This is a genomic window from Pseudomonas chlororaphis (genome assembly GCF_001921865.1).
Classification (GTDB): domain Bacteria; phylum Pseudomonadota; class Gammaproteobacteria; order Pseudomonadales; family Pseudomonadaceae; genus Aquipseudomonas; species Aquipseudomonas chlororaphis_D.
The window spans coordinates 1-26,936 of record NZ_MSCT01000009.1 but is presented as its reverse complement, the minus strand read 5'-3'; the positions used below and the strand labels follow the sequence as shown (position 1 = coordinate 26,936).

Here is a 26,936-nt window from a genome sequence, read left to right as displayed (position 1 = left end):
CCGGTCAGGCCACCGGCTGGAAGCGCGCGCGGTAACGACCGGGGCTTTCGCCGGTCCACTTCTTGAACGCGCGGTGGAAGGCGCTGGGTTCCTGGAAGCCAGTGCGCTCGGCGATTTCGCCGATGCTCAAGCGGCTTTGGCGCAGCAGCTCGACGGCCATGGCGCGGCGCACTTCGTCCTTGATCTCCTGGTACGACACGCCCTCGCGCTCCAGGCGTCGACGCAGGGTGCTGGGGCTGATCCCGGCCTCGTCGGCAAAGGCTTCCAGGGTCGGCCACTGGCTGTAATGGCTGCGCCGCAGACGCTGATAAAGCTGGGTCGCCAGGCCATGCTGGTTGCGAAAACGGATCACCAGCCACTGCGGCGCGCTGCGCAGGAACACCTTGAGCGCCGCCAGGTCCTGGACCACCGGCAGGCGCAGAAAACGGCTGTCGAACTCGATTTCGCTGCGTTCGGCGCCGAAAGTCAGGTTCGGCCCCCAGAGCAGCGCATCGTCGCTCAGGGCCAGGCGCGGAAAACGCAAGTCGGCGCGGTCGATGGGAATGCGCCGCCCGCCGAGCCAGCACAGCAGGCTGATCATCAGCACCAGGAAGGTCTCTTCGCCATAACGCCCGCAGGCGTCGTCGCGGGGTTGGCTGTCGAGGCGCAGGACCGCGCGTTTGCCGCGCACGCTGAGGCTGCCGCGAAAGTCGCGCAGGAACAGGCCGAAGTTGGCCAGGCATTGGCGCAGGGCTTTTTCCAGGGTCGGCTCCTGGATCAGCCCGCGACAGATCAGGGCGAACGCCCCCGGCGGCAGGCCGTGGGAATCGAGCTGGAAAAACTCGTCCTGCAACTCGCGGATCTGGATCAGCCACAGCGCCGCGAAGGCACTGGCCGGGATCCGCGCCTCGGGCTGGGCGAGCACGGCCGGGTCGATGCCCGCCTCGGCCAGCACCGCGGCCAGGCGCTCGGGATGGTCGCGCAGGGCATGGACCATGACCTGCACGAAGTAGACCGCGACCGAATCCTTTTCCCGCATCGAATGACTGCTCTCTGTGACGGTGAACATGGCAAAAAACGCCAGCGCGGCTGAACGCTTGCGGCATAGGCCGGGGTTGGCGCGAGCACTAGACTCACGCCTCGAAGGTTGCATTGCAAGACGCTCCCGCGCCGCTCTGCGACACGCCCGGACGAAGGAAGAGTAGCCAAATGAATCTGCACAACATCGGCGTGATCGGCGCCGGCACCATGGGTAACGGGATCGCGCAAGTCTGCGCCCTGGCCGGGTTCGACGTGACCTTGCTGGACATCAGCGACAGCGCCCTGCAAAAGGCCGTGGCCACCGTGGCCAAGAACCTCGACCGGCAGATCGCCAAGGACAGCCTGACAGAAGCGCAAAAACACGCCGCCCTCGGACGCATCCGCACCAGCACCGACTATGCCAGCCTCGCGGATGCGCAGTTGGTGATCGAGGCGGCCACGGAAAACCTCGACCTGAAACTGCGGGTGCTGCAACAGATCGCCGCCCAGGTTTCCAGCACCTGCGTCATTGCCTCCAACACCTCGTCGCTGTCGATCACTCAGTTGGCCGCCAGTGTCAGCGCCCCCGAGCGTTTTATCGGCCTGCACTTCTTCAACCCGGTGCCAGTGATGGGCCTGATCGAAGTGATCCGCGGCCTGCAGACCAGCGACGCGACCCACGCCCTGGCCCTGGAGCTGGCCACGCGCCTGGGCAAGACCGCGATCACCGCCGGCAACCGCCCGGGCTTCGTAGTCAACCGGATCCTGGTGCCGATGATCAACGAGGCGATCCTGGTCTTGCAGGAAGGCCTGGCCAGCGCCGAGGACATCGACGCCGGCATGCGCCTGGGCTGCAACCAGCCGATCGGCCCGCTGGCCCTGGCCGACCTGATCGGCCTGGACACCCTGCTGGCGATCCTTGCGGCCTTCTACGACGGCTTCAACGACAGCAAGTACCGCCCCGCGCCGCTGCTCAAGGAAATGGTCGCCGCCGGTTACCTGGGGCGCAAAAGCGGTCGTGGGTTCCACGCCTATGGCTGAGCGTTGCTCGAACTTCGCCGAGAGCCGCGACAAGGCCCTGGAGCTGTTCGCCAGCAAGGGCTTCGGCCAGGTCGGCATGCGCGAGCTGGCGAGCCACTTGGGGTTGGCCCCGGGCTCGCTGTACCACCATTACCCGAGCAAGCAGCACCTGCTGCTGGACCTGATCGAAGAGTTCTACGATGAGCTCCACTGCACCCTCCAGCGCCTGCAAAAGCGCAAGCCCCAGGGCGACTGCCTGCCGGCGCTGATCCGCGCCCACCTGAAGCTGCACCGGGAACTGCCGCGGCATTTTCGCCTGGTGGAACGCGACAGCGGCTGTCTGAGCCCCGACCAGCAAGCACGGGTCAGGCACCTGCGCGAACGCTACGAGCTGCAGTTGTTGCAACTCTTGGCCCCCCCGCCCGGCCTCGGCGAAGCGACCCGGCGGGCCACGGCTCACGCGGTGGCCAGCCTGCTGAACAGCGCCCCCAGCTGGTTCAACGAACAGTCCTTGAGCGAGCGCGAACGGGGCGTGCTGCTGGAAAACCTGTTGAGCGGAGCCATCGAGCGCCTGCTGGGCGGCGCAGCTCCCTGCAACGCGGTGGCCTGAACCTCGCAACCGCCCCCCTGTAGCCGCTGCCGAGCCTGCGAGGCTGCGATCGACCCCGCAGGGGGCGCAGGAGTCTTGAGAACGCTGGAGGACCTTCGGTCCTGTCGCAGCCTGCGGCAGCGGCTACAAGGGCGGCAACCCTGGCGTCGATCGGCAGCAACGCGCGGCGCCTGCTTGTACCCATTCCTGTTAAGACCTCGCCCCCTGATAGCCAAACGCGCTATAGCACCGCGCCACTACCTTGTTCCGCCTGAATATATTTTTTCCCGATAAGGGCTATTAGAAGTTAATCCCTTGCCTCGCCCGTGCCTGGGCCTTCCCCCTGCTTAACTGCAAAAGCTGCCGGATAGCGCAGTCTCTGCAACCCCCACGGAAGGCAACGCCATGAGTTCATCCTCGCTGCACCCCATCACGCCTTACGGCGTGGCGATCCAACAAGCCATCTCCCTCGGCAACCTGCCGCAGATGAAAACCCTGCTCAAGCAACGCGATCCGTCCCAGAAAGAATCCAAAGACCTGAGCAGTGCCTACGAGCAGTTGGCACAGGAAGTCGCCCGTCTGGAACGGCGCTAACGCCGTTTCCATTTTCTAACGCATTGGAGGCAATCATGTCCGGTTCCACTTCGCCCGCTGTTGGCCTGTTTCCGCTCAGCTACCGGATCGGCAACCCGATCCCCGGCGCGCCGAGCCTTACCCTCGACCTGCTGGTCTACACCCCCGAGCAGTCCGTGCGCGGCACCTCGCTCATCACCCAGGCCGTCAACCCGCCGCTGGAGCTGTCATCCGACGTGTGGGGGCAATACACCTACCTGACCGTCATGCCACCCAGCTTGAGCAAGATCCTCATCACCGCCCAGGGCAATCAGGGCGGACCGGGCTCGAACTCGATCATCACCTTCAAGATCCAGCTGGTGGTGGACAACGACTGGAAGAACGGCATCGCCAACTATCAGTACTACGACGGCCAGCGCTGGGTATCGGTGGAGAATGTGCCGGCCCAGCTGGCCGACTCGATCCCTTCCTATGCCCTTCGAGCGCCGCAGGAAACCGCCGCGCCCCTGCAGGCCTATGCGCCGATCCACCCGCTGTACGCCGCGCCGATCCATGGCGCCATCGCCAGCGGCGACCTGGCCCAGATGAAAACCCTGGCCAGCCAGGCCAAACAGCAACTGGAACAGTTGCCGCTACTGCGCAGCGCGCTGGATGCGGCCAAGGACGAAATCGGCAAGCTCGAGCGTCGCTGACCAGCGCTCGCCTCCCGACCCGGTTTCCCTGAACACACACAAGGAGTTGCACCATGCAAACTGGACTGTTCCACACCCGCCTGCACGTCACCACCGCGTTGGTGGGCGCCCCGGTTCTGACCCTCGACCTCTTGGTCAACACCCCGCAGAAAAAAGTCAGCGGCGTTGCCTGCGTGTTCAAGAGCACCTATCCGCCGGTGAATTTCTTCGCCGACGTGTGGGGCGACTATTCCCAGCTGCAACTGCATCCGTCGACCGAAGGCCATATCATCCTGACGCTCACCGGCAACCCCAGCGGCCCGACCAGCCAGATCGCCGCGACCTTCCACCTGCAAGGCATCCTCGGGCTCGACTGGGCCAGCGGCTTCGCCAGCTACAAATACTGCTACCAGGGCAGCTGGCAGGACGTGCAGCACGCCACCGTCAGCCAGGCGTCGGTCCCCCACCCCGAGCCGGTACCGCATCACCCCGTGCCGCTGTATGCCGTCGCGGTGCAGCAGGCGCAGAGCAGCGGAGACCTGGCGCAGCTCAAGGCAGTCGTGCGCCAGGGCGAACAGCAACTGGCCAGCAGCGATGCCCTGCGCAGCGCCTTGCAGCAGCTGAACGCCGAGATCGCCCGCCTCGAAGCTCGCTGAGCGGTGGCGTCCGGGCCTGGCGTTCCCTTCCCGGGGAGCGGGCCCGGTTCGTCACTGGCAAACCCTGTGTCCGCCCGAGCCGGCAGCGCCAGCCCGGCGCGGACCTCCGCCCGGTGTGTGTCGCGCGCCTGTGTGCGCCCAAGGACTGCCCATGTCAGCCAATCGCCCCGCCCGTTACCTCAGCGAAACCGACCTCAAGCGTTATGTACCGGTGCATGTGGTGTGGGAAATCACCCTTGCCTGCGACCTCAAGTGCCTGCACTGCGGCTCGCGCGCCGGCCACCGACGCCCCAACGAATTGAACACCCAGGAATGCCTGGACGTGATCGACGCCCTCGCCGCCCTCGGCACGCGCGAGATCACCCTGATCGGCGGCGAAGCCTATTTGCGCAAGGACTGGACCCACCTGATCCAGGCCATCCACGACCACGGCATCTACTGCGCGATCCAGACCGGCGGGCGCAACCTGACCCCAGCGAAGATGCAGGCCGCGGTGGACGCCGGGCTCAACGGCGTGGGGGTTTCGCTGGACGGCCTGGCGCCGCTGCACGACGCCGTGCGCAATGTCCAGGGCTCGTTCGACAAGGCCGTGGACACCCTGCGCCGGGCCAAGCAGGCCGGGCTCGCGGTCAGCGTCAACACGCAGATCGGCGCGGCCACCCTGCCCGACCTGGAAGCGCTGATGAACCTGATCATCGACCTGGGCGCCAGCCATTGGCAGATCCAGCTGACGGTGGCCATGGGCAACGCGGTGGATCACCCCGAGCTGCTGTTGCAGCCCTACCAGTTGCTGGAGGTCATGCCGCTGCTCGCGCGCCTGTACCGCGAAGGCCAGGAACGCGGGCTGCTGATGAACGTCGGCAACAACATCGGTTACTACGGCCCTTACGAACATATGTGGCGCGGCTTCGGCGACGAGCGCGTGCACTGGAGCGGCTGCGCCGCCGGGCAAACGGTGCTGGCCCTGGAGGCCGACGGAACGGTGAAGGGTTGCCCGTCGCTGGCCACGGTGGGTTTCTCCGGCGGCAACGTGCGCGACATGAACCTGCACGATATCTGGCACTACAGCGAGGGCATGCATTTCGGCCGCCTGCGCTCGGTCGACGACCTCTGGGGCTATTGCCGCACCTGCTATTACAACGACGTGTGCCGCGGCGGCTGCACCTGGACCTCGCACTCGCTGCTGGGCAAGCCCGGCAACAATCCGTACTGCCACTACCGCGCCCTGGACCTGCAGAAAAAGGGCCTGCGCGAACGCATCGTCAAGCTTGAGGACGCCGCCCAGGCGTCGTTCGCGGTCGGCCGCTTCGACCTGATCACCGAACGCATCGACACCGGCGAAACCCTCGGCAGCGTCAGCGACAGCGGCCAGGTGATCAAGCTGGCGTGGATCAACCAGGGGCAGAAATCCCCCGAGGAAGGCCGCCTGCCCACGCAGTTGGCCCTGTGCCGCGGCTGCTGGCAGTACATCCACGCCCATGAAACCACCTGCCCGCACTGCTCGGCCGATATCGCCAGCGCCGAGGCCGACTACCTGGCCGACCGCGCCCGGCAGCAGGCCATCATGGACCGCCTGACCGGCCTGCTGGGCGTGCCCCGGACCCAGCTGGTGTAACGCGGCCGCCCCGGCCCGTCGCCGACCTGGCGCGGGCCGGGCGCTTTGCCGCGGGTGCCTCGCACCGACGGCGATAACCGGCAACGACGCCAGAACAAAATCCTCTAAAAAAAGCCCGCGGCCACAACGGATTGCGGCTTTGCTGGTGGGGTCGTCCCCCATCAGTTTGCGGCGACAGGCCGCTTACCCCTGCCTACCCCGGAGCCCCGCATGAAAATCAATCCCTACCTGATCTTCAACGGCGATTGCGCAGCCGCTTTCACCTTTTACGCCCAGTGCCTGCAAGGCAGGCTCGACGTCATGATGACCTTCGGCGAAAGCCCGGCCCGCGACCATGTTCCCGCCGAATATCACGACCTGGTCATCCATACCCGCCTGCTGGTCGGCGACCAGGCCATCATGGGCTCGGACAGCACGCCCGACCGGCCGTACTCGGGCATCCACGGTTGCTCGGTGTCGCTGAACGTCGACAGCATCGCCGAGGCCGAACGGGTGTTCGCCGCCCTGGCGGACCAGGGCACCGTGCAGATGCCCCTGGAAGCGACCTTCTGGGCGGCGCGCTTCGGCATGCTGGTCGACCGCTTCGGCGCCGCGTGGATGGTCAATTGCGAAAAGGCCCAGTGAGCGGCGCCCGTCCTTGACCGAGCGGTGGCCGCTCAGGCCTCCCGCTCGGTTTCCAGCGCCTGCAGGGTTTGCATCCGCTGGCGTATACCGTCGCTGGCCCGCGGGCCGGCCTGGACCGTGCATTGCTCCAACGGCACCGGGCGGCCATCGACCAGGTCCGCCATCATCGGCCGCACCGGGCGCCCGGTGGCGCGCTCGACGATCTGCACGCTTTCCCCTTCCGGCGCGTAATGCCGATTGCCCCAGGCGACGAACGCCATCAGCACCACCCGAAAGTCCTCGCCCCGGGCGGTCGGCACATATTGGTACCGCAGCGGGCGCTGGCTGTAGGGCTGGCGCTCCAGCAAGCCGGCCTCGACCAGCGAATTCAGGCGGCGGGTCAGCATGTTGGGGGCGATGTCCAGGCTGCGGGAAAACTCCTCGAAACGCCGCAGGCCCTGCAGCGCGTCGCGCATGATCAAGATGCTCCACCACTCGCCCACCCGTTCCAGGCTGCGGGCGATCGGGCATTCGTCGTGAACAAGGGTCTTGCGTTGCATGGCGGTCCTCGGATGTCGCAGTTGCGTATTTACGGTTCTGGCATGTTACTTTCATGATGATAGTGACGTCCATAGAGCGACATCCCCACATGAGAGACAGGAGCACAAAGGTCATGAATAAACGCATTGTCGTCACCGGCATGGGCGCATTGACCCCACTGGGCTGCGGCGTCGAACCGATCTGGCAACGCCTGCTGGCCGGGCAATCGGGTATCCGCCGGCTACCTGAGGCGCTGATCGGCGACCTGCCGATCAGCATCGGCGGCCAGGTGCCCGATCGCCTGCAAGACCCTGAGGCCGGCTTCGACCCGGACGCCCTGCTGGCGCCCAAGGAACAGCGCAAGATGGACCGCTTCATCCTGTTCGCCCTCGCTGCCGCCCAGGAGGCCTTGGCCCAGGCCGGCTGGGCACCGCAGACCGCCGAAGCCCAGGAGCGCACCGCGACCATCATCGCTTCCGGCGTGGGCGGTTTTCCGGCCATCGCCGACGCCGTGCGCATCACCGACAGCAAGGGGCCGCGCCGCCTCTCGCCGTTCACCATTCCGTCGTTCCTGAGCAATATGGCCGCCGGTCATGTGTCGATCCAGCATGGCCTCAAGGGGCCGCTGGGAGCGCCGGTGACCGCCTGCGCCGCGGGCGTCCAGGCCATCGGCGACGCCGCGCGGATGATTCGCGCCGGGGAAATCGACGTGGCGGTCTGCGGGGGCGCCGAAGCGGCCATCCACCGGGTCAGCCTGGCCGGTTTCGCCGCCGCCCGTGCCTTGTCGAGCGACTTCAACGACACCCCGGAACGCGCGTCGCGGCCCTTCGACCAGGCCCGCGACGGCTTCGTGATGGGCGAAGGCGCCGGTCTGCTGGTCATCGAAGAGCTGGAACATGCGTTGGCGCGGGGCGCCACGCCGATCGCCGAACTGGTGGGCTACGGCACCAGCGCCGATGCCTACCACATGACCGCCGGGCCCGAGGACGGCGACGGTGCGCGCCGCGCCATGCAGCAGGCATTGCGCCAGGCCGGCGTCGAGCCGTCCCAGGTCCAGCACCTGAACGCCCACGCCACCTCGACCCCGGTGGGCGACAAAGGCGAACTGGCGGCGATCAAGCGCGTGTTCGGCAACAGCGACCTGGCCATCGCCTCGACCAAATCGGCCACCGGCCACCTGTTGGGCGCGGCGGGCGGCATCGAGGCGATCTTCACCATCCTGGCGCTGCGCGACCAGATCGCCCCCGCCACCCTCAACCTGGAAACCCCCGATGCCGGCGCCGAAGGCCTCAACCTGATTCGCGGCCAGGCGCAGCCAATGGCCATGGAATATGCCTTGTCCAACGGCTTCGGTTTTGGTGGGGTAAATGCCAGCGTGCTGTTCCGGCGCTGGGCATAAGACCGGGGTTTCTATCGCGGAAACGAAGGTTTCAGTGCGGGCTGGCTGAAACCTTCGACGGCCCTCAGAATAATATCAAACGGCCATATCCGCGTTCGTCAAGACGACCAAATGGTCATAAAGCTGATTTTGTAGCGGCTGGATCAGGCTTTTTCTAGGACGATCGTGCCAACTTACAATTGCCACATCCACACCCTCCAAATGAATGGGTAGCTTGAGCGCAGATTTCGGAGCGCGCAGTCACCCGGCCCTGAAATCCGAGCGAAGAAGAACAAGAAGACTTCAGCTCTTGTTTTTTTCATGACTTTTCAGTTTGTGAGGGAAAACGAACCATGGCGATATTCGACTACAAGGGCCAAGACGGCCGCACCCTGATTTCAGATGCCTGGAACCTGGCCACCTACACCAGTGGCGTGGCGACAGTGGGGGTGCTCTACAACTTGCCCGGGATGGTCCTGGGCGAAGGCAATACCTTCGCCCTGCCCAAGGGCTGGCGCGAAATCAGCGCCAGCGACCTTGGCATCGACAGCAGCCACACCGACCTCACCGGCAGCTTCACGGGCGAGAACGTCTTCGGCTCCCAGGCCAAGGTGTTCGGCCAGTACAACGACAGCGGCCAGTTGATCAAGATGGGCTTTTCGATTGCCGGCACCAACTCGCCGATCGACCTGCTGGGCTGGCCGGCGATGATCGACAACTCCTATATCCGCGGCTACGACTACCTGCTCGACGCCATCAAGGACTACGCCACCGGCCATAACCTGACAGGCAAGGACGTGCTCGTCACCGGCTACAGCCAGGGCGGCTCCGTGACCAATAGCATGTACCTGGGCAAGGACACCCTGGCCGACGGCTTCTTCAAGGATTCGGACTACTTCGGCATGGAGTCGCCGAAAGCCAGCAACAGCGACGGCATCTTCAACTTCGGCTTCGAAAACGACATCGTGCACCGGCTCATCGGCGAGGAAACCGACCTGGGCAGCGCCATCATCGACGCCCTGCAAGGCAGCGACGCCAGCTACACCTCGAGCACCGACAACATCGTCCTGTTCGATACCGTCTACGCCTTGCCCACCTGGCCCAACGGGCCCTTCTCCATCGTCAACCCGAGCGGCTGGGTACCGCACCTCGAAGGCATCTTCATCAACCCCATCCAGCGCATCGGCCAATCGACCTTCTACGACTACATCGAGCGCGACAGCACCATCATCATCAGCAACCTCGACCCCATCAGCCGCAGCTTCACCTGGGTCAGCGACAAACAGACCGCCACCTCCAACCACTTCGGCACCCCGGCCTTCCTGCTCGGCACCGACAGCGCCGACAAGTTGCAGGACGGCAGCAACGATGACTTCCTCGACGGTTTTGCCGGCGACGACAGCTTCAGGGTCAGCACCGGCACCGACATCGTCGCCGGCGGCACCGGCGACGACAAAGTCTTCCTCAAGGGCGCGGCCGCAAACTACGAAGCGGTTCGCCTGAGCGACGGCAGCCTGTTCCTCAACGACACCACGGGCACGTATGGCCTCAAGGAGCTGCACGGCGTCGAGCATGTCGAGTTCGAAACCAGCCTGGCCAATGCCCTGGGCGAGCTGCCCATCATCGGCGGTATCTTCGGCAGCCTGGGCCAGATACTGACCCCGGCCTATACCGTGACCAGCGGCAAGCTCGACTTCGAAGGCCTGTTCGGCGCGGACAAGAGCTACGCCAAGGCCACCGAAGGCACGCAACTGGCGGACACCCTGAAAGGCACCGCCGCCCGCGACCTGATCTTTGGCCAGGGCGGCAACGATCGTCTCGACGGCGGCGCCGGCAACGACCTGCTGCACGGCGGAGACGGCAACGATACCCTGCTCGGCGGCAGCGGCAACGACGCCCTCTACGGCGGCGCGGGCAACGACATCCTGGTGGGCGGCCTGGGCAACGACACCCTCAGCGGCGGGGTCGGCAGCGATCTGTTCGTCTTCGACCAGAGCGGCTTCGGCCACGACCGGATCAGCGACTTCAACGTCCACCAGAACGGTCTGGACCAGTTGGTCTTTTCCAAGTCCCTGTTCGCCTCCACGGACGCCGTCCTCAACGCCACCAGCCAGCAAGGCAGCGACAGCCTGATCGTCGCCGGCAACAGCAGCATCACCCTCGTGGGCTTCAGCCCCACGCAACTGAGCGCGGAGATGATCAGCCTGGTTTGACGTCTGCCGGGGAGGCCCTTCACCCCTGTGACGGGTTGCTCCTGTGGGCTTTGTCCAACTCAGAAACAAAAAGGGCCCACCATTCGGTGGGCCCTTTTAATGTGTCTAAACATAAACTGCGCAGGTAACCCCCTACTGGCGGGTTTTACGCCGATTTTGCGCAGCCCTAAACGAAAAAAGAGATCAAGCCGCCAAGTGCTTGATCTCTCTTAGGAATATGGTCGGGACGGAGTGATTCGAACACTCGACCCCTAGCACCCCATGCTAGTGCGCTACCGGACTGCGCTACGCCCCGACTAGGCGTGTTACTGGGTTCGCTTCTTGATGAAGCGCTCAAGAATATATCGCAAGCTTTTGAAATATGGAAGTATTTTTAAAGCTGAAAAATTACTTCTTGAGTACCACCAGAACGTCCTCCAGTTCGGAGATCATCTGACGGATCAATTGCTTGTACTGAGTGGTGTCGTCTTTGGCCTCGTCACCGGAAAGGCGCAGGCGCGCTCCACCGATGGTGAACCCCTGATCATAAAGCAACGCACGGATCTGCCGGATCATCAGCACATCCTGGCGCTGATAATACCGGCGATTTCCGCGGCGCTTGACGGGGTTGAGTTGAGGAAACTCCTGCTCCCAATAACGCAGCACATGCGGTTTGACCGCACAGAGCTCGCTGACTTCGCCAATGGTGAAGTAGCGCTTGCCCGGAATGACCGGGAGCTCGTCGTTATGACTTGGTTCCAGCATAAGCCTCAACTCGGGCCTTCAACTTCTGCCCTGGACGAAAGGTGACCACACGGCGGGCCGTGATCGGGATTTCTTCACCCGTCTTCGGGTTGCGGCCAGGTCGCTGGCGCTTATCCCGAAGATCGAAGTTACCGAAACCAGACAATTTGACCTGTTCGTTATCTTCGAGAGCGTGCCTGATCTCTTCAAAAAACAGCTCGACCAATTCCTTGGCCTCGCGTTTGTTCAGGCCCAACTCTTCGTAGAGACGTTCGGCCATTTCAGCTTTCGTCAGAGCCCCCATACGTCACTTCCTTAACGTGGCGTTCAACCTTTGTTCGAGCGAGGTGAGGATATTTTGCGTAGTGGAGTTCACCTCATCGTCGTTAAGAGTGCGCGATGGATGCTGCCAGGTCAAGCCAACGGCAAGGCTTTTTCTATGAGGATCAATGCCTTTACCTTGGTACACGTCAAACAACCTGAGGTCCGTCAGCCATTCGCCTGCATTATCACGAATTACGTCCAGCACCGCGCTGGCAGCAACATCGCGGTCCGCCAGCAAGGCCAGGTCACGGCGTACTTCAGGAAAGCGCGATAACTCATGGAATTTAGGCATCTTGCCGGAGGCCACTTCAGCCAGAACCAGCTCGAAAACAAAGACCGGACGATCCAGGCCGAGGGTTTTTGACAACTCCGGGTGAATAGCTCCGATATAGCCGACCAAACGACCCTCACGCTCGATGCGCGCGGTTTGCCCTGGGTGCAGCGCCGGATGCTTACCAGGCGTAAACGTGAATGCATCGAGTGCGCCGGCGAAGCCCAACAGCGCCTCCACGTCCGCCTTGACGTCGAAGAAGTCCACGGCATCGCGACCTTGCGCCCAACCTTCCGGCAAGCGACTGCCGCAAACCACACCGGCCAGCATCGGTTCTTGCTTCAAGCCTTCCAACTGGCCGACGAAACGCAAACCGCTTTCAAACAGACGGACACGCTCCTGTTGGCGATTCAGGTTGTGCTGAAGCACCTTGACCAGGCCTGGCCACAACGACGAGCGCATGGCGGCCATATCGTTGGAGATCGGATTGGCCAACAACAGCGGCTCGACACCCGGATTGAACAGCTCGAACTGTTTCGGATCGATGAAGCTGTAGGTAATAGCTTCCTGATAGCCGCGAGCCACCAGCAAACGGCGCAACTCAGGCAGATCACTGCGCGCTTCGGCCTTCGCTTGAGGGGCCAGACGTGCTTGCGGATAACGGACCGGCAGGCGGTTGTAGCCGTAAAGACGAGCCAGCTCTTCGATCAGGTCGACTTCCAGGCTGATATCGAAGCGGTGGCTTGGCACCTCAACGCGCCACTGCCCGGCCCCATCGGCGACAATCCTCAGCCCCAGGGCGCTGAGCAAGCGCTCGACCTCAGGCGCTTCGATTTCCATGCCCAGCATCTGGGCAATACGCTCGGCACGCAGAGTGATTGGGGCGATCGACGGCAGATACTGCTCACTGACCGCTTCAATGATCGGACCTGCTTCTCCGCCAGTAATTTCCAGCAGCAAGCCGGTAGCGCGCTCCATGGCTTCACGAGCCAGTTGCCAGTCCACGCCACGCTCGTAGCGATGCGAGGCGTCAGTGTGCAGACCATAGGAACGGGCCTTGCCCGCGACGGCAATCTGGTCGAAGAATGCGCTTTCCAGGAAAACGTCACGCGTAGTAGCCGTTACGCCACTGTGCTCCCCCCCATGACACCGGCGATCGCCAGGGCACGAGTATGGTCGGCGATCACCAGGGTATCGCTGCGCAAGGTCACTTCCTGACCGTCGAGCAAGACCAGCTTCTCGCCCTCCTCGGCCATTCGCACGCGAATGCCGCCATTGATCTCGGCGAGATCGAAAGCATGCAGCGGCTGACCCAGCTCTAGCATCACGTAGTTGGTGATATCCACGGCCGCGTCGATGCTACGCACCTCTGCGCGGCGCAAGCGCTCGACCATCCACAGCGGGGTCGGCTTGGACAGGTCGACGTTGCGGATGACTCGGCCCAGATAACGTGGGCAAGCCGCGGGAGCCAGTACTTCAACCGGCCGCACTTCGTCGTGCGCAGGCGCGACGGAGATCACCACCGGGCGGGTGACAGGCGCCGCGTAGAGCGCGCCGACTTCACGGGCGAGCCCCGCCAACGACAGGCAATCGCCACGGTTAGGGGTCAGGTCGACCTCAATACTGGCGTCGTCCAGCTCCAGGTATTCACGGAAATCCTTGCCCACTGGCGCATCAGCCGGCAGCTCCATCAAACCGTCATTACCCTCTCCCACCTGCAATTCTGCCTGGGAGCACAGCATGCCGTTCGACTCGACGCCGCGCAGCTTGGCCTTCTTGATTTTGAAATCGCCAGGCAGCTCTGCACCGATCATCGCGAAAGGAATCTTCAGGCCCGGACGCACGTTTGGCGCGCCGCATACAACCTGGAAGGTTTCCGCGCCGTTGCTGACCTGGCAAACACGCAGCTTGTCGGCATCAGGGTGCTGCTCGGTGCTCAGCACCTCGCCCACCACCACGCCACTGAAAATACCGGCGGCCGGCGTCACGCTATCGACCTCAAGACCGGCCATCGACAGACGAGCAACCAGCTCGTCGCGACTTACCTGCGGGCTTACCCAGCCGCGCAGCCATTGTTCACTGAATTTCATCCTGCTCTCCTGAAAGATTCGTTACGGGCGTGCGACCTAGCGAAATTGCGCGAGGAACCGCAAGTCGTTGTCGAAGAACAGGCGCAAATCATTCACGCCGTAACGCAGCATGGCCAGACGCTCGGCGCCCATGCCGAAGGCAAAGCCCTGGAACTCTTCCGGATCGATCCCGGACATGCGCAGCACATTCGGATGAACCATGCCGCAGCCCATGACTTCCAGCCAACCGGTCTGCTTACAGACTCGGCAGCCTTTACCGCTGCACATCACGCACTCCATATCGACTTCGGCGGAGGGCTCGGTGAACGGGAAGTACGAAGGACGGAAACGCACGGCCAGTTCTTTTTCGAAGAACACCCGCAGAAACTCTTCAATAGTCCCTTTGAGGTCGGCGAAATTGATATCGCGGTCGACCAGCAGGCCTTCAACCTGGTGGAACATCGGCGAGTGGGTGATATCGGAGTCGCTACGGTACACCCGGCCTGGACAGACAATACGAATCGGCGGCCGCTGCGATTCCATGGTGCGAACCTGTACCGGCGAGGTATGGGTGCGCAACAGCATGTTCGCGTTGAAATAGAAGGTGTCATGCATCGACCGGGCCGGGTGGTGGCCTGGGATGTTGAGCGCCTCGAAATTGTGATAGTCGTCTTCGACCTCGGGGCCTTCGGCAATGCCGTAGCCGATGTGGGTGAAGAACTGTTCAATACGTTCAAGAGTCCGGGTCACAGGATGCAGGCCGCCGGAGACCTGGCCACGGCCAGGCAGCGTCACATCAATGGACTCAGCGGACAGTTTGGCAGCCAGTTCGGCTTCCTCAAACAATGCCTTGCGCGTATTGAGAGCCTCTGTAACACGCTCCTTGGCAACGTTGATCAGGGCGCCGACCTGCGGACGCTCCTCTGCCGGCAAATTCCCCAGGGTCTTCATCACCTGAGTCAATTCACCCTTCTTGCCAAGGTACTGAACCCGGATTTGCTCCAGGGCATTGATATCTTCAGCGCTTTGCACAGCCTCTAGTGCTTGAGAGACCAGCGCATCCAGGTTTTCCATGTACAGACTCCAGATACAAAATAGGGGAAGAGCTTGTAGGCTCTTCCCCTATTTATGACGTTTAACACCTAGGCCCACAGAGGTGAACCCGGGTGACTGTCGGGGGTACTTAAGCCAGAGTGGCTTTAGCTTTCTCGACAATCGCAGCAAACGCCGCTTTTTCGTTCACTGCCAGATCAGCCAGAACCTTACGGTCGATCTCGATGGACGCTTTTTTCAGGCCGGCGATGAAACGGCTGTAGGACAGACCGTTGATACGAGCACCAGCGTTGATACGAGCGATCCACAGAGCGCGGAACTGACGTTTTTTCTGACGACGGTCACGGTAGGCGTATTGGCCTGCCTTGATTACCGCTTGCTTGGCAACACGGAATACGCGGGAGCGCGCGCCGTAGTAGCCTTTAGCAAGTTTCAGAATTTTTTTGTGACGCTTACGGGCAATGACGCCACGCTTTACACGAGCCATGAGTAACTTCCTCTATTCTTGATCCAAAAATTAACGAAGGCGCAGCATGCGCTCGACTTTTGCCACGTCAGACGGATGCAGCAAGCTGCTACCGCGCAGTTGACGCTTACGCTTGGTCGACATTTTGGTCAGGATGTGGCTCTTGAAAGCGTGCTTGTGCTTGATACCGTTAGCAGTTTTCAGAAACCGCTTAGCAGCACCACTTTTGGTTTTCATCTTTGGCATGTTCGGATACTCCGCATTCAGTTGATAAACATAATCAGAAGGCCTGCCGTGCCCTGTTGATTACTTCTTCTTTTTCGGGGCGATGACCATGATCAGCTGGCGTCCTTCCATCTTAGGATGCTGTTCGACCGAACCGTACTCTTGCAGGTCAGCTTCAACCCGCTTGAGGAGTTCCATCCCCAGCTCCTGGTGGGCCATCTCACGGCCGCGGAATCGCAAGGATACCTTGGCCCTGTCCCCGTCACTCAGGAAACGTACCAGGTTGCGTAGTTTTACCTGGTAATCCCCTTCCTCCGTCCCTGGACGAAACTTGATTTCTTTTACCTGAATCTGCTTCTGGTTTTTCTTCGCCGCGGCAATCTGCTTCTTCTTCTCGAAGATCGACTTGCCGTAATCCATCACACGGCAAACCGGTGGGACTGCATCGGCGGAGATTTCCACCAGATCAAGCTTGGCTTCTTCAGCAATACGAAGCGCTTCATCAATCGAGACGATGCCAATCTGCTCGCCGTCAGCGCCAATTAACCGAACCTCGCGTGCCGAGATATTCTCGTTGATCGGGGCTTTCGGTGCAGCTCGTTTATCTTGTCTCATTTCACGCTTAATAATAATTACTCCGAATCTGGGCGACCACGCCGGGAAACCGCTTGTGCAAGGAACTCCGAGAACTGGGCGACGGGCATCGAGCCCAGGTCAGCACCTTCACGGGTACGCACAGCGACAGTCTGCGTCTCGACTTCCCGATCTCCAATAACCAAGAGATAGGGAACCTTGAGCAAAGTATGCTCGCGGATTTTAAAGCCGATCTTTTCATTTCTCAAGTCAGACTTGGCACGAAATCCGCTTTGGTTGAGGGTTTTTTCCACGTCAAGGGCAAAATCTGCCTGTTTATCAGTGATATTCATCACCACGGCTTGGGTCGGAGCCAGCCACGCGGGGAATGCACCTTCGTAATGTTCGATCAAAATACCGACGAAACGCTCGAAGGAACCGAGGATCGCCCGGTGCAACATGACCGGATGCTTACGGCTGTTATCTTCAGAAACGTACTCGGCACCCAAGCGGATCGGCAGGTTGAAATCGAGCTGCAAGGTACCGCACTGCCAGACACGCCCTAGGCAGTCTTTCAGCGAGAACTCGATCTTCGGACCGTAGAATGCTCCTTCACCCGGCTGCAGATCATATGGCAAACCCGCACTGTCCAGCGCGGCCGCCAATGCATTTTCAGCACGATCCCACAGTTCATCGGATCCCACACGCTTTTCAGGGCGAGTGGAGAGCTTCATTTCGATGTCTTTGAAACCGAAATCGGCATAGACATCCATGGTCAGCTTGATGAATGCAGCGGACTCAGCCTGCATCTGCTCCTCGGTACAGAAGATATGCGCGTCATCCTGAGTGAAAGCCCGTACACGCATAATGCCGTGCAGTGCACCGGATGGCTCGTTACGGTGACAGGCACCAAACTCGGCCAGACGCAACGGCAGTTCGCGGTAGCTCTTCAGGCCCTGATTGAATACCTGCACGTGGCACGGGCAGTTCATCGGCTTGATGGCGTAGTCGCGGCTTTCCGACTCGGTGGTGAACATGTTTTCGGCGTAGTTGGCCCAGTGCCCGGATTTCTCCCACAGGCTGCGATCGACCACCTGCGGAGTCTTGATCTCCAGGTAACCGTTGTCGCGCTGAACCTTGCGCATGTATTGCTCAAGCACCTGGTACAGGGTCCAGCCGTTCGGATGCCAGAACACCATGCCCGGGGCTTCTTCCTGGGTATGGAACAGGCCCAAGCGCTTGCCGATCTTGCGATGGTCGCGCTTCTCGGCTTCTTCGATACGCTGGATATAAGCCGCCAATTGCTTCTTGTCCGCCCAGGCAGTGCCGTAGACACGCTGCAACTGCTCATTCTTGGCATCGCCACGCCAGTAGGCGCCGGACAGCTTGGTCAGCTTGAAGGACTTGAGGAAACGAGTGTTCGGCACATGCGGGCCGCGACACATGTCGACGTATTCTTCGTGATAGTACAGACCCATGGCCTGTTCGTTCGGCATGTCCTCGACCAAGCGCAGCTTGTAGTCTTCGCCGCGCGCCTTGAACACTTCGATCACTTCCGCGCGCGGAGTGACTTTCTTGATGACGTCATAATCCTTCTCGATCAGCTGCTGCATACGCTGCTCGATCGCTGCCAGGTCGTCCGGGGTGAAAGGACGCTCATAGGCGATGTCGTAATAGAAGCCTTCGTCGATCACCGGACCGATGACCATCTTCGCAGTCGGATACAATTGTTTGACTGCATGGCCAACCAGGTGAGCGCAGGAGTGGCGAATGATCTCCAGCCCCTCTTCATCCTTTGGCGTGATGATTTGCAGGGTCGCGTCGCTTTCGATCGGATCGCAGGCGTCGACCAGTTTGCCATTGACCTTGCCGGCCACGGTGGCCTTGGCCAGACCGGCACCGATGGATGCGGCGACCTCGGCTACGGAAACCGGATGATCGAATGAACGTTGACTGCCGTCGGGAAGAGTAATAGTGGGCATGGCGCCTCCTCTCCTAGTGGTGACCCCTACCAAAGGTCACATGGGTTGGGATGAGCCAGTACGCAGTTCGATCCAGGCCGTTCGGGACGAACGCCTGCCTCACAGTGGCAGGAGCCTTGCGGCCAACCGGTAAAACGAACCAGAGTGACTGGAGTTCAAATCAGAAAAATAGAGGCATAAACCGCGCGGGGATTAAAATCACCCAGGGCCTGAAAATACCCAAGCCGGGGATGCTAGCACAGATGAACGGTCATCGCTCCGTACTTCCCGCCTGAACCAGCGTATCAGTGCTTTCTATACAAGAAAGTGAACTTGGTGTGTACGCAAGGTCTCAAATACACCGAGAATCGCCATTCTGCCCCATCCCTTGGAGAGTTCGACTCATGCGCCTCACCCAACTGTTCGCTATCGCCGCCCCTTTCGCTCTGCTGCTGCCATTGAGCGCGCAAGCCGCCTGGCCAGCCGGGGTACGCGCCGAGTACATGAAGGATTGCACAGCCGCCGCCAGCCAGAGCGTTGATGCAAAGAGCGCGGAAAAACACTGCGCCTGCGGTGCGGACAAACTCAACGAGAAATTCACTACCGACGAAATCAAACAGCTCATGAGCAAGCAGACTCAACCGGACCCGGCGCTGAGAACCAAGGCGCTGGATGCTATTGCTGCTTGCCGAGTGGTGAAATAAGACTTTGAAGCGCGCAGAAGGCCTCGTATTCAGGCTCGACACAGCTGAAAAACAGGCCGTTTTTCACAATTTATGCAGCTTTTACGGCTTTTTTTATCACTGATTATTTTCAGCCGAAGCCCCTTAAACCGGGGCCTTCAGCCGATCAGAGCAACAAAACGGACTCAACCGCCTGGGATTCGACACGTCCGGGGGGCTCCCAAGTCGAACATTTCGACTATGATAGCCCGGTGTGCCCAGTTGGCCTGAGCAGCACAGTACTACTGAAAATATATGTTTCTTGGAGATACACCATGTCTAATCGCCAAACCGGCACCGTAAAATGGTTCAACGATGAAAAAGGCTTCGGCTTCATCACTCCTCAAGGTGGCGGTGACGACCTGTTCGTACACTTCAAAGCTATTGAAAGCGACGGTTTCAAAAGCCTGAAAGAAGGCCAGACCGTTTCCTTCGTGGCTGAGAAAGGCCAAAAGGGTATGCAAGCTGCACAAGTTCGTCCTGAGTAATTTCTCAGCGAGCTAAAAAACCCCGTCCATGTGACGGGGTTTTTTATGCAGGCCACAAAAGCACTGACAAGATCAGCCGCAGTTGACCCGCATAACTACCAGACTCGCATCGGTGTTGAGGTTCAGCCGATCGGAGCGATATTCCAAGGTGATCATGTCATTGGGCTTGAGGATACGGGCATTCTGCGCGCCAGCGCGAGTACGCGCCTGCTCCAGCAATTCGGGCGAGGCCTTTTTGCCGATAGCGAATTCGGCCGCCTTAGCCTCGCAGCGGCTATGGCCGCTCTCGGTCACTACCGGATTCTTGTCCGATGAAGAAGTGCTGCACCCTGTCAAAACGACTGCAGCCAACAGGGTACCGAATGACGCGAGCTTCCAAGGCATGAAGCCTCCTTTTCAAAATTAAGCAGAGTGAATGCGACAACCGTTCCGGCCATTGGTTTCACAAACGGACGGACCATGATCGCCTGGCCAGACAACCGACAAGTCTGCACAGACGCGGGTAGGTTTTCACGCGGTAATCGTGACCGGATATGAATACCCTCAGTAGATATCGATGTAATCGAACGACGGCTTCGGCCAGTTCTGTTTCAGCGCATTGAAAATCTGCATCACCCAGACCTCATCGCTAGCCGCCACCCGCCCGACATAACCGGAGCCAGCCGCCCAGGTTTCCAACCGGAACAACAAACCGTCGATTTGCGCGCCACCGACCACACCCGACGAAATATAGGCGATGCCCGTCTTGGTCACCCGCAACTGGGTGTGCACATCGTCGCTGGCCGATGCCAGCAATTGGCGCACCGCCTCGAAGGTCAAGGCGTCAGGCTTGTTCAAATCGATCTGCACACTGGCCCCCTTTTTTAAAAGACAATGACCAAGTGTCGCATAGCCCTCCCCTCATGCCTAAGTCGGAGTGCGAAAAGCCCCTCAAGATGTTTAACTCTAAAAGACCGGAAGCCTTCGACAAGTGCCCGTCCGGCCCTTTCATTTCCGACCTCGCGAGACTCCCATGGCCACCGTGACTATCGACGCCGACATCAAAGCCAAATGGCCCGAAGGCCATTGTTCCTATAGCCCCGGCAGTACGGAAGAGCTGGCGATCATCGGTATTGATCTGCTGATCAAGGAGCTGGGCACCGACGCGGCCCAGACCTTCATCGAGCAGATTTTCGAGAAGTACCCCGATCCCGGCGAGCACTCGGACACGCCACAGACAGAGAAGGCATAACACCCGGCAGGCTGGCACCTGCCGGATCACATCGCTTATTTCAGACGAGCAAGGCGCTCGGTCAGCAGATCGAAGAAACCCTGGGCGTCGCCGCTTTCCACCCAGAACACGTTCTTCTCGTGTTTCAGGCCGTCATACCAATCGACGATGGTCTGGCCGAAGGTCGGTCCCTCGCGGCTGTCGACAACCATATTGGCCTGACGCCCGCTGAACAGCTCCGGCTTGAGCAGATAGGCGATGACAGTGGCGTCATGCACCGGGCCACCAGGGATGCCGTAGTGCTCCATGTCGCCCTTGACGTACTCGTTGAGAATATCCCCTACCACCTTGCTGGCATTGTTGTTCAAGGCCGCAATTTTCTTAAGACGCGCTTCACTGGTCAGCACCTTGTGGGTGACATCCAGCGGCAGGTAAGTCAGCTTCACCCCACTTTTGAGTACCACTTCGGCGGCCTGCGGGTCGGCGAACAGATTGAACTCCGCCACCGGAGTGATATTGCCGCCATTGAAATGCGCACCGCCCATGACCACCACTTCCTTGATGCCCTGGGTGATATCCGGCGCCTGGATCAGCGCCAGCGCCAGGTTGGTCTGCGGACCCAACATGGCAATGGTGATGCTGTGCGGTTTCGCGGCACGCAGGGTGTCGATCAAGTAGTTGATCGCACTCCCCTCGGCCAGGCCTTTTTTCGGCTCGTGCACAGTCACCCCGGAAATGCCCTCCTTGCCATGAATATTCTCGGCATAGATCGGCGTACGCAGCAGCGGCTTCGGCGCGCCGGCGTACACCGGCACCTCCTCACGCCCTGCCCACTCGCGGGCCAGGCGCGCATTGCGCGAAGTCTTGTCCAGGCGCACGTTGCCCGCCACCGTGGTCAGCGCACGGATGTGCAGTTCTTCCGGCGACGCCAGGGCGAATAGCAGAGCGACCACGTCATCGGCCCCCGGATCGGTGTCGATGATCAGATCGATCTTTTCTGCCGCTTGGGCGCTTGTAGCAGTGAACAGGGACACGAGCAGGACACTCCGGATCAGGTGTTGCAGTAGCTGAGCATAGCGGCGCATGGCGCACTCCTTTGCAGGGTCAAGCAGAGAGAATGAAGGGTCAGAACGTCACCCCGGCGATCAAAGCGATATTGCAATAAGGTTGACACTCCCCGGTGCGGACAACTGCCCGGGCCTGCCGGCTGAGCACCTTGAACCCGTCGTGGCTCAATAACTCGCGCTCGCCCAACGCACCTTCGGCGCTCAAGGCGTCAAGCGCCTGTAACACCGGGGATGGCCGGTCCAGGATCTCCTGGGCCAACACATGGCCCTCCACCTGCATCTCACAGAGAACCACCTGCAGAGTGCTGAGAAAATCCGGAATGCCCTGGGTCAGGGCCAGGTCGATCAGCTCGACGCCGGGCGGCACGGGCAGCCCGGCATCGCCGATAACCACGATATCGCCGTGCCCCAACGAAGCAATCAGTCGCGACAGGGAGACATTGAGCAGAGGTGTCTTTTTCATGCTGGAGAGAACGCCTGTACGTCGGACAACATAGGAATGGAAGGTTGCGCGCCAGGGCGAGTCACCGACAGCGCGGCGGCAACCTGACCGAAACGAATCGCCTCGGCCTCGTTCTTGCCACCCGCCAAGGCCGCGGCAAAACCGCCGACGAAGGTATCGCCAGCAGCCGTGGTATCGACGGCCTTGACCTTGGGCGCGGGAAAATGCTCGAAGCGCGCACCATCGGCAAACAACGAGCCCTGGGCGCCCAGTGTGACGATGACCTTGCCGGCTCCGGCAGCGATCAGCCGGCCAGCAGCAGCTTCGGCGCTCGCCAGGGAGTCCACCGGCAAGCCGCTGAGGGCCGCGGCCTCGCTTTCGTTGGGGATCAGATAATCGATGGACGCATACCAGTCTGCCGGCAGAGGACCGCTGGCGGGAGCGGGATTGAGGATCACCGTCTTGCCCAGCGCCCGTCCGCGCTTGAGGACATGCCCCACGGTTGGCAGCGGCACCTCGAGCTGGCAGATAATCACATCGGCCGCCTGTAGCACTTGGTCGAAGCTGTTGACGACTTCCGGCGATAGCTGACCATTGCCGCCAGCCACAATAACGATGGCGTTCTGGCTGCTGTCGTCGACCACGATCAAGGCCACCCCGCTGGATCCCGGGACAACGCTAACGGCCTGGCAATCGATCTGCTCGGCAAGCAGCGCCGAACGCAGTTGCTCGCCGTAGGCATCGTCACCGACGCAACCGATCATCGACACCTGCGCGCCCAAGCGAGCCGCCGCCACCGCCTGGTTCGCCCCCTTGCCACCAGAGACCGTGGTGAACGATTGGCCGATCAGGGTTTCACCGGCTCGCGGCAACCGCTCGGCCCGGGTGACCAGGTCCATGTTGAGGCTGCCTACTACCACTACTTTTGCTGGCATACATCGATACTCATCAATTCGATTCAACGGTACTCGGCGAAAGCGCCGGCCACAGGTGCCGTCGATTCGCGCAGGACAATGTTCGGCGTGACGATACGCTGATCGGTCGCAAGCCCGGGGGTGGCAATGCGGCGCAGCAGCAGCTCCGCCGCCTGTTCGCCCAGTTGCAGGATCGACTGGCCGACCGTGGTCAGCGCCGGATAGACATAACGGCTCATCTGGATATCGTCGAAACCGATCACCGACAGCTCGCCCGGCACCCGGATATTGCGCTCCGCCGCCGCGCGCAGGACACCGATGCCCATCATGTCGTTGCCAGCGAAAATCGCGCTGGGCGGATTGTGTTCCAACAACTGGGCCGCCGTCTGGTAACCGCCGATGCTGGTGAAATCGCTCTGCAGGATACGCTCCTCAGGCACCTCGAGACCCGCTTCGTGCAGCGCTCGCAAAAAACCGGCGAGGCGCAACTGCGCCACGCTGGTGTAGTCCGGACCGCCAATGCAGGCAATATCCCGATGCCCCAGTTCGAGCAGATGCCGGGTCGCCAGATACGCCCCGTACTCATGATCGATCCGCACCAGGTCGGCATCCACCCCTTCCAGCCCGCGGTCGACTATGACCATGGGCGTACGCACGGCGGCCAGCCCCTGGGCCAGGCCGCCGTCGCCACCGGCCGACGTCACGATCAGGCCGTCAATGCGCTTCTCCAGCAACACGCGCAGGTAACTGCGCTGCTTTTCCGGGTTGTCGTCGGAGTTGCAGAGAATCACGCAATAGCCGTTACGCTCGCAATAATCCTCGATCCCTCGAGCCAGCTCGGCGAAATACGGGTTGAGGCTATTGGGCACCAGTAGCCCGATGGTCGCCGTGGTCTTGGCCTTCAGCGAACGCGCCACGGCGCTGGGCACATAGTCGAGCTGGCGGATCGCCGCCTCGACCTTGATCCGCACCGCCTCGCTGACCGGGCGCGTCTTGTTCAGTACGTGGGAAACCGTGGTGTAGGAAATCCCCGCCAGCGCCGCTACGTCTTTGATCGTTGCCATGACTCAGCTCCGTCGGCTTGCGCGTTGGCTACGATAGGTATCCAGCACCACGGCGATCACGATGACCGCGCCAGTGATGATGCGCTTGGTCGGCTCGGACGCGCCGATTTGCGCCAGCCCCGCGGCCAGCACTGAGATAATCAGCACCCCGAAAAAGGTACTGATCACCGACCCGCGGCCGCCCATCAGGCTGGTACCGCCGATGACCACCGCGGCGATGACCTGCAGCTCCAGGCCGGAACCGGCATTCGGGTCCGCCGCTTCCAGACGGGAAATCTGGAACAGCGCGGCAACGCCTGCCAACAGCCCCATCAGGCTGAACACCAGAATCTTGTAAGGCTTGGGGTTGATACCTGCCAGGCGCACCGCTTCCTCGTTGGTGCCGATACCGATCAGGTAGCGACCGAACACCGTGCGGGTCAGCACGGCCTGGGCGATGAAGATGATCAGCAAGGCGATGATGAACGACGGCGAGATGCCGAAGGCGATCGGGTTCGACAACCAGGCAAAGGCATCACCGATGTAGGCCGTGCGCGACCCCGTCATCTGGTAGGCCACGCCACGGGCCATTTCCAGCACCCCGAGGGAGACGATGAACGAAGGAATACGCCAGGCCACGGTAATCGAACCGGTAATGGTTCCCGCCAAGGCCGCACACCCCATACCCAGCAGCGCGGCCGGGAGCACGCTCCAGCCCCAGCCGAGAATCGCCACGCTCACGGTCGAGGCCGCCAGGGCCAGGACTGAACCGACGGACAAGTCGATGCCGCCGATGATCAAGACAAACGTCATGCCCACCGCCAACACCATCAAGTCAGGGATCTGGTTGGCCAGGGTGCTGAACGTGTCATAGGAAAGAAAGTGGCTGCTCAGTGCCGAGAACAGCGCAATCATTGCCAGCAAGGCGCCGGCCAGCCCCAGGTAAGTGCCAAGGCCGTAATAGTTGCCGCCACGCTTGCCGGCCGAAGATGCAATTTTCATGGGAGATCCCTAGGCGCCGCTTCGTTGAGCAACGCATCACGTTTTTGATAACCGGCGAAAGCCGCGGCAAGCAGTTCATCCTGGGTCCAGCTGTCACGCTCGAACGTGTCGATCAGACGCCCGGCAGACAACACGCCGATACGATCGCAGATCAGCATCAGCTCCCGCAGGTCGCTGGACACCACCACCAGCGCCTTGCCCTGACGCGTCAGTTCGCCGAGCAAGGCATAGATATCGAACTTGGCGCCGACATCGATGCCTCGGGTCGGCTCATCGAACAGCAGTACCGCGCAATCGCGCTCCAGCCAGCGACCGATGACCACCTTCTGCTGGTTGCCGCCGGATAACTCGGACACCAATTGCGCCGGCCCCGAACTGCGAATGCGCATGGCGTCGATCTGACGCTGTGCCAGCGCCGACTCGTCACGACCATTGACCAGGCCGCCGCTGGAGATTTCCGGCATGTTGCCCAAGGCGATATTGGCGCTGATGGACTGGGTCAGCAGCAGGCCCTCGCCCTTGCGGTCCTCGGTGATCAGGGCAATACCCTGGGCCACCGCATCGACCGGCGAGCGGATGTTCGCCACCCGTGCGGGAGTGCCCAGGGCGACCGTGCCGCTGTCGGCCTTGTCGGCACCGAAGATCAGTCGCAACAACTCAGTGCGTCCGGCGCCGATCAATCCGGAAATCCCGAAGATCTCGCCGCTGCGCACCTCGAAAGACACGTCGCGAACCTTGTCGGAACGGCCAAGCCCCTTGACCGTCAGTGCCGGCGCGCCGATTTTGCGCGGACCGAGATCGATATGTTCGCCCAGCTCGCGTCCCACCATCAGGTTGACCAGTTGCTCGCTGTTGTAGTTGGCCATCGGCTCGACGCAGACCAGGCAACCGTCGCGCAGCACGGCAATGCGCTGGGCGACCCGGGCCAGCTCTTCCAGGCGGTGGGAGATATAGACGATCGCCACGCCACGCGCCTGCAGTCGGGTGATCTGCTCGAAAAGCAGCTCGACTTCACGAGCTGTGAGCATCGCAGTGGGCTCGTCGAGAATCAGCACATGGCAGTCACCGATCAGGTTGCGCGCAATCTCTACCATTTGCTGATGGCCAATACCCAGTTCGCCGACCAGGGTGTCGGGGTCGATCGCCTCCAGGCCGACCTGGGCCATGGCTTCGATCGCCGCCTTGCGCAGCTGCCTGCGATTGATCCAGCCGCCAACGCTGGGCAGGTTATCGAGGAACAGGTTCTCGGCCACCGACAGGGTCGGCAACAAGTTGAGTTCCTGCATGACCATACGCACGCCCTGCTCTTCGGCCTGGGCGCGACTGCCCGGGCGATAAGCTTGCCCGTTGAACCGCATCTCGCCGGTGGTCGGGCTCACCAGGCCACCGATGATTTTCGACAGGGTGCTTTTGCCCGCGCCATTTTCCCCGGTCAGCGCCAGCACTTCCCCGCGCAGCAGCGTCAGGTCGATGCCGGCCAGTACCGGTTGCGCGTAGGTCTTGCCGATGCCGCTGACCGAAAGGAC

The 26,936-nt window shown here is 61.5% G+C and carries 29 protein-coding genes, 1 tRNA gene and 1 pseudogene; 12 read left to right on the top strand and 19 right to left on the bottom strand.

Annotated elements, in window-relative coordinates; genetic code table 11:
- Window positions 1-4: 4 nt before the first annotated feature.
- On the bottom strand, window positions 5-1,018 hold the full coding sequence (locus BTN82_RS10170; protein WP_075119395.1) for an AraC family transcriptional regulator: 1,014 nt from the start codon (window positions 1,016-1,018) through the stop codon (window positions 5-7).
- Between the two features lie 170 nt (window positions 1,019-1,188).
- Between BTN82_RS10170 and BTN82_RS10165 the strand changes: the two genes are divergently transcribed.
- From BTN82_RS10165 to BTN82_RS10135, 7 genes are all read left to right on the top strand, one after another.
- The gene (locus tag BTN82_RS10165) at window positions 1,189-2,040 is read left to right on the top strand and encodes a 3-hydroxybutyryl-CoA dehydrogenase (RefSeq protein ID WP_075118997.1); all 852 of its coding nucleotides are present in this window, start codon (window positions 1,189-1,191) and stop codon (window positions 2,038-2,040) included.
- Window positions 2,033-2,629 (top strand): TetR/AcrR family transcriptional regulator, encoded by a 597-nt coding sequence (locus BTN82_RS10160; RefSeq protein WP_075118996.1) that lies wholly within the window; start codon window positions 2,033-2,035, stop codon window positions 2,627-2,629. Before BTN82_RS10165 ends, BTN82_RS10160 begins: the two co-directional genes overlap by 8 nt.
- A 384-nt stretch (window positions 2,630-3,013) precedes the next feature.
- Complete coding sequence (locus tag BTN82_RS10155; RefSeq protein WP_075118995.1) at window positions 3,014-3,202, top strand: DUF1843 domain-containing protein; 189 nt, start codon at window positions 3,014-3,016, stop codon at window positions 3,200-3,202.
- 35 nt (window positions 3,203-3,237) lie between these two features.
- Entirely contained in the window at window positions 3,238-3,873 is a 636-nt protein-coding gene (locus BTN82_RS10150) for a DUF1842 domain-containing protein (protein ID WP_075118994.1), read from the top strand.
- 53 nt (window positions 3,874-3,926) lie between these two features.
- Window positions 3,927-4,508 carry a DUF1842 domain-containing protein gene (locus BTN82_RS10145; protein ID WP_075118993.1) on the top strand — a complete coding sequence of 194 codons (582 nt, stop codon included), beginning with the start codon at window positions 3,927-3,929 and terminating at the stop codon, window positions 4,506-4,508.
- 151 nt (window positions 4,509-4,659) lie between these two features.
- Window positions 4,660-6,123, top strand: coding sequence for a GDL motif peptide-associated radical SAM/SPASM maturase (locus BTN82_RS10140; protein WP_075118992.1), 1,464 nt, complete (start codon window positions 4,660-4,662; stop codon window positions 6,121-6,123).
- A 210-nt stretch (window positions 6,124-6,333) separates the two neighbouring features.
- Window positions 6,334-6,747 carry a VOC family protein gene (locus BTN82_RS10135; RefSeq protein ID WP_075118991.1) on the top strand — a complete coding sequence of 138 codons (414 nt, stop codon included), beginning with the start codon at window positions 6,334-6,336 and terminating at the stop codon, window positions 6,745-6,747.
- Between the two features lie 32 nt (window positions 6,748-6,779).
- Here the strand turns inward: BTN82_RS10135 and BTN82_RS10130 are convergent, their stop codons facing one another.
- Window positions 6,780-7,286, bottom strand: coding sequence for a winged helix-turn-helix transcriptional regulator (locus BTN82_RS10130; RefSeq protein WP_075118990.1), 507 nt, complete (start codon window positions 7,284-7,286; stop codon window positions 6,780-6,782).
- Window positions 7,287-7,399: 113 nt separating this feature from the next.
- On the opposite strand from BTN82_RS10130, the gene fabF reads away from it, so the two are divergent.
- Window positions 7,400-8,665: a beta-ketoacyl-ACP synthase II gene (fabF, locus tag BTN82_RS10125; RefSeq protein ID WP_075118989.1), complete on the top strand. Its 1,266-nt coding sequence runs from the start codon at window positions 7,400-7,402 to the stop codon at window positions 8,663-8,665.
- Window positions 8,666-8,997: 332 nt separating this feature from the next.
- Entirely contained in the window at window positions 8,998-10,857 is a 1,860-nt protein-coding gene (locus BTN82_RS10120) for a calcium-binding protein (protein WP_075118988.1), read from the top strand.
- 218 nt (window positions 10,858-11,075) lie between these two features.
- Here BTN82_RS10120 and BTN82_RS10115 read toward each other — a convergent pair.
- The 9 genes and pseudogenes from BTN82_RS10115 to thrS form a co-directional block, all read right to left on the bottom strand.
- Window positions 11,076-11,152, bottom strand: a tRNA-Pro gene (locus BTN82_RS10115).
- A 92-nt stretch (window positions 11,153-11,244) separates the two neighbouring features.
- Entirely contained in the window at window positions 11,245-11,601 is a 357-nt protein-coding gene (locus BTN82_RS10110; protein ID WP_007920509.1) for a MerR family transcriptional regulator, read from the bottom strand.
- Window positions 11,582-11,884: an integration host factor subunit alpha gene (gene ihfA, locus BTN82_RS10105; protein ID WP_002553164.1), complete on the bottom strand. Its 303-nt coding sequence runs from the start codon at window positions 11,882-11,884 to the stop codon at window positions 11,582-11,584. The genes BTN82_RS10110 and ihfA overlap by 20 nt, the downstream gene beginning before the upstream one ends.
- Window positions 11,885-11,887: 3 nt before the next feature.
- Window positions 11,888-14,265, bottom strand: a pseudogene (gene pheT, locus BTN82_RS10100) (phenylalanine--tRNA ligase subunit beta).
- Window positions 14,266-14,301: 36 nt separating this feature from the next.
- Window positions 14,302-15,318 (bottom strand): phenylalanine--tRNA ligase subunit alpha, encoded by a 1,017-nt coding sequence (gene pheS, locus BTN82_RS10095; protein WP_075118987.1) that lies wholly within the window; start codon window positions 15,316-15,318, stop codon window positions 14,302-14,304.
- 109 nt (window positions 15,319-15,427) lie between these two features.
- Window positions 15,428-15,784 carry a 50S ribosomal protein L20 gene (gene rplT / locus BTN82_RS10090; protein WP_007905879.1) on the bottom strand — a complete coding sequence of 119 codons (357 nt, stop codon included), beginning with the start codon at window positions 15,782-15,784 and terminating at the stop codon, window positions 15,428-15,430.
- Window positions 15,785-15,814: 30 nt separating this feature from the next.
- A complete protein-coding gene (rpmI, locus tag BTN82_RS10085; protein WP_002553160.1) occupies window positions 15,815-16,009 on the bottom strand; it encodes a 50S ribosomal protein L35 in 195 nt (64 codons plus the stop codon).
- 60 nt (window positions 16,010-16,069) lie between these two features.
- Window positions 16,070-16,621 (bottom strand): translation initiation factor IF-3, encoded by a 552-nt coding sequence (gene infC / locus BTN82_RS10080; RefSeq protein ID WP_169914426.1) that lies wholly within the window; start codon window positions 16,619-16,621, stop codon window positions 16,070-16,072.
- Entirely contained in the window at window positions 16,621-18,543 is a 1,923-nt protein-coding gene (gene thrS / locus BTN82_RS10075) for a threonine--tRNA ligase (protein WP_075118986.1), read from the bottom strand. The genes infC and thrS overlap by 1 nt, the downstream gene beginning before the upstream one ends.
- A gap of 383 nt (window positions 18,544-18,926) precedes the next feature.
- On the opposite strand from thrS, the gene BTN82_RS10070 reads away from it, so the two are divergent.
- Both BTN82_RS10070 and BTN82_RS10065 read left to right on the top strand, forming a co-directional pair.
- Window positions 18,927-19,226, top strand: coding sequence for a hypothetical protein (locus BTN82_RS10070; protein WP_075118985.1), 300 nt, complete (start codon window positions 18,927-18,929; stop codon window positions 19,224-19,226).
- Between the two features lie 293 nt (window positions 19,227-19,519).
- Window positions 19,520-19,732, top strand: a complete 213-nt coding sequence (locus BTN82_RS10065; RefSeq protein WP_003179963.1) for a cold-shock protein — start codon at window positions 19,520-19,522, stop codon at window positions 19,730-19,732.
- Window positions 19,733-19,804: 72 nt separating this feature from the next.
- Here the strand turns inward: BTN82_RS10065 and BTN82_RS10060 are convergent, their stop codons facing one another.
- Window positions 19,805-20,116 (bottom strand): I78 family peptidase inhibitor, encoded by a 312-nt coding sequence (locus BTN82_RS10060; RefSeq protein WP_075118984.1) that lies wholly within the window; start codon window positions 20,114-20,116, stop codon window positions 19,805-19,807.
- Window positions 20,117-20,275: 159 nt separating this feature from the next.
- Window positions 20,276-20,581, bottom strand: coding sequence for a hypothetical protein (locus BTN82_RS10055; protein ID WP_075118983.1), 306 nt, complete (start codon window positions 20,579-20,581; stop codon window positions 20,276-20,278).
- Between the two features lie 163 nt (window positions 20,582-20,744).
- On the opposite strand from BTN82_RS10055, the gene BTN82_RS10050 reads away from it, so the two are divergent.
- A complete protein-coding gene (locus BTN82_RS10050; RefSeq protein WP_075118982.1) occupies window positions 20,745-20,963 on the top strand; it encodes a hypothetical protein in 219 nt (72 codons plus the stop codon).
- Between the two features lie 35 nt (window positions 20,964-20,998).
- Here BTN82_RS10050 and BTN82_RS10045 read toward each other — a convergent pair whose 3' ends face one another.
- From BTN82_RS10045 to BTN82_RS10020, 6 genes are all read right to left on the bottom strand, one after another.
- Window positions 20,999-22,027 carry a nucleoside hydrolase gene (locus BTN82_RS10045; protein WP_075118981.1) on the bottom strand — a complete coding sequence of 343 codons (1,029 nt, stop codon included), beginning with the start codon at window positions 22,025-22,027 and terminating at the stop codon, window positions 20,999-21,001.
- Between the two features lie 40 nt (window positions 22,028-22,067).
- Entirely contained in the window at window positions 22,068-22,472 is a 405-nt protein-coding gene (rbsD, locus tag BTN82_RS10040) for a D-ribose pyranase (protein ID WP_075118980.1), read from the bottom strand.
- Window positions 22,469-23,386, bottom strand: coding sequence for a ribokinase (rbsK, locus tag BTN82_RS10035; protein ID WP_075118979.1), 918 nt, complete (start codon window positions 23,384-23,386; stop codon window positions 22,469-22,471). Before rbsK ends, rbsD begins: the two co-directional genes overlap by 4 nt.
- 23 nt (window positions 23,387-23,409) lie before the next feature.
- Window positions 23,410-24,429 carry a LacI family DNA-binding transcriptional regulator gene (locus BTN82_RS10030; protein ID WP_075118978.1) on the bottom strand — a complete coding sequence of 340 codons (1,020 nt, stop codon included), beginning with the start codon at window positions 24,427-24,429 and terminating at the stop codon, window positions 23,410-23,412.
- Between the two features lie 3 nt (window positions 24,430-24,432).
- Window positions 24,433-25,410, bottom strand: coding sequence for an ABC transporter permease (locus BTN82_RS10025; RefSeq protein ID WP_075118977.1), 978 nt, complete (start codon window positions 25,408-25,410; stop codon window positions 24,433-24,435).
- The coding region (locus BTN82_RS10020; protein WP_075118976.1) for a sugar ABC transporter ATP-binding protein at window positions 25,407-26,936 on the bottom strand (1,530 nt) is incomplete at its 5' end. The genes BTN82_RS10020 and BTN82_RS10025, both read right to left, overlap by 4 nt.

Bases quoted from the DNA above. Each gene is read 5' to 3' on its own strand.
- BTN82_RS10045 (WP_075118981.1), bottom strand. From the start codon at position 22,027: ATGCGCCGCTATGCTCAGCTACTGCAACACCTGATCCGGAGTGTCCTG.
- BTN82_RS10145 (WP_075118993.1), top strand. From the start codon at position 3,927: ATGCAAACTGGACTGTTCCACACCCGCCTGCACGTCACCACCGCGTTG.
- thrS (WP_075118986.1), bottom strand. From the start codon at position 18,543: ATGCCCACTATTACTCTTCCCGACGGCAGTCAACGTTCATTCGATCAT.
- BTN82_RS10140 (WP_075118992.1), top strand. From the start codon at position 4,660: ATGTCAGCCAATCGCCCCGCCCGTTACCTCAGCGAAACCGACCTCAAG.
- BTN82_RS10065 (WP_003179963.1), top strand. From the start codon at position 19,520: ATGTCTAATCGCCAAACCGGCACCGTAAAATGGTTCAACGATGAAAAA.
- BTN82_RS10050 (WP_075118982.1), top strand. From the start codon at position 20,745: ATGGCCACCGTGACTATCGACGCCGACATCAAAGCCAAATGGCCCGAA.
- BTN82_RS10160 (WP_075118996.1), top strand. From the start codon at position 2,033: ATGGCTGAGCGTTGCTCGAACTTCGCCGAGAGCCGCGACAAGGCCCTG.
- BTN82_RS10170 (WP_075119395.1), bottom strand. From the start codon at position 1,018: ATGCGGGAAAAGGATTCGGTCGCGGTCTACTTCGTGCAGGTCATGGTC.
- BTN82_RS10025 (WP_075118977.1), bottom strand. From the start codon at position 25,410: ATGAAAATTGCATCTTCGGCCGGCAAGCGTGGCGGCAACTATTACGGC.
- rplT (WP_007905879.1), bottom strand. From the start codon at position 15,784: ATGGCTCGTGTAAAGCGTGGCGTCATTGCCCGTAAGCGTCACAAAAAA.
- pheS (WP_075118987.1), bottom strand. From the start codon at position 15,318: ATGGAAAACCTGGATGCGCTGGTCTCTCAAGCACTAGAGGCTGTGCAA.
- BTN82_RS10135 (WP_075118991.1), top strand. From the start codon at position 6,334: ATGAAAATCAATCCCTACCTGATCTTCAACGGCGATTGCGCAGCCGCT.
- BTN82_RS10120 (WP_075118988.1), top strand. From the start codon at position 8,998: ATGGCGATATTCGACTACAAGGGCCAAGACGGCCGCACCCTGATTTCA.
- BTN82_RS10155 (WP_075118995.1), top strand. From the start codon at position 3,014: ATGAGTTCATCCTCGCTGCACCCCATCACGCCTTACGGCGTGGCGATC.
- rbsD (WP_075118980.1), bottom strand. From the start codon at position 22,472: ATGAAAAAGACACCTCTGCTCAATGTCTCCCTGTCGCGACTGATTGCT.
- rpmI (WP_002553160.1), bottom strand. From the start codon at position 16,009: ATGCCAAAGATGAAAACCAAAAGTGGTGCTGCTAAGCGGTTTCTGAAA.
- BTN82_RS10130 (WP_075118990.1), bottom strand. From the start codon at position 7,286: ATGCAACGCAAGACCCTTGTTCACGACGAATGCCCGATCGCCCGCAGC.
- BTN82_RS10060 (WP_075118984.1), bottom strand. From the start codon at position 20,116: ATGCCTTGGAAGCTCGCGTCATTCGGTACCCTGTTGGCTGCAGTCGTT.
- ihfA (WP_002553164.1), bottom strand. From the start codon at position 11,884: ATGGGGGCTCTGACGAAAGCTGAAATGGCCGAACGTCTCTACGAAGAG.
- BTN82_RS10070 (WP_075118985.1), top strand. From the start codon at position 18,927: ATGCGCCTCACCCAACTGTTCGCTATCGCCGCCCCTTTCGCTCTGCTG.
- BTN82_RS10110 (WP_007920509.1), bottom strand. From the start codon at position 11,601: ATGCTGGAACCAAGTCATAACGACGAGCTCCCGGTCATTCCGGGCAAG.
- BTN82_RS10150 (WP_075118994.1), top strand. From the start codon at position 3,238: ATGTCCGGTTCCACTTCGCCCGCTGTTGGCCTGTTTCCGCTCAGCTAC.
- BTN82_RS10030 (WP_075118978.1), bottom strand. From the start codon at position 24,429: ATGGCAACGATCAAAGACGTAGCGGCGCTGGCGGGGATTTCCTACACC.
- fabF (WP_075118989.1), top strand. From the start codon at position 7,400: ATGAATAAACGCATTGTCGTCACCGGCATGGGCGCATTGACCCCACTG.
- rbsK (WP_075118979.1), bottom strand. From the start codon at position 23,386: ATGCCAGCAAAAGTAGTGGTAGTAGGCAGCCTCAACATGGACCTGGTC.
- BTN82_RS10165 (WP_075118997.1), top strand. From the start codon at position 1,189: ATGAATCTGCACAACATCGGCGTGATCGGCGCCGGCACCATGGGTAAC.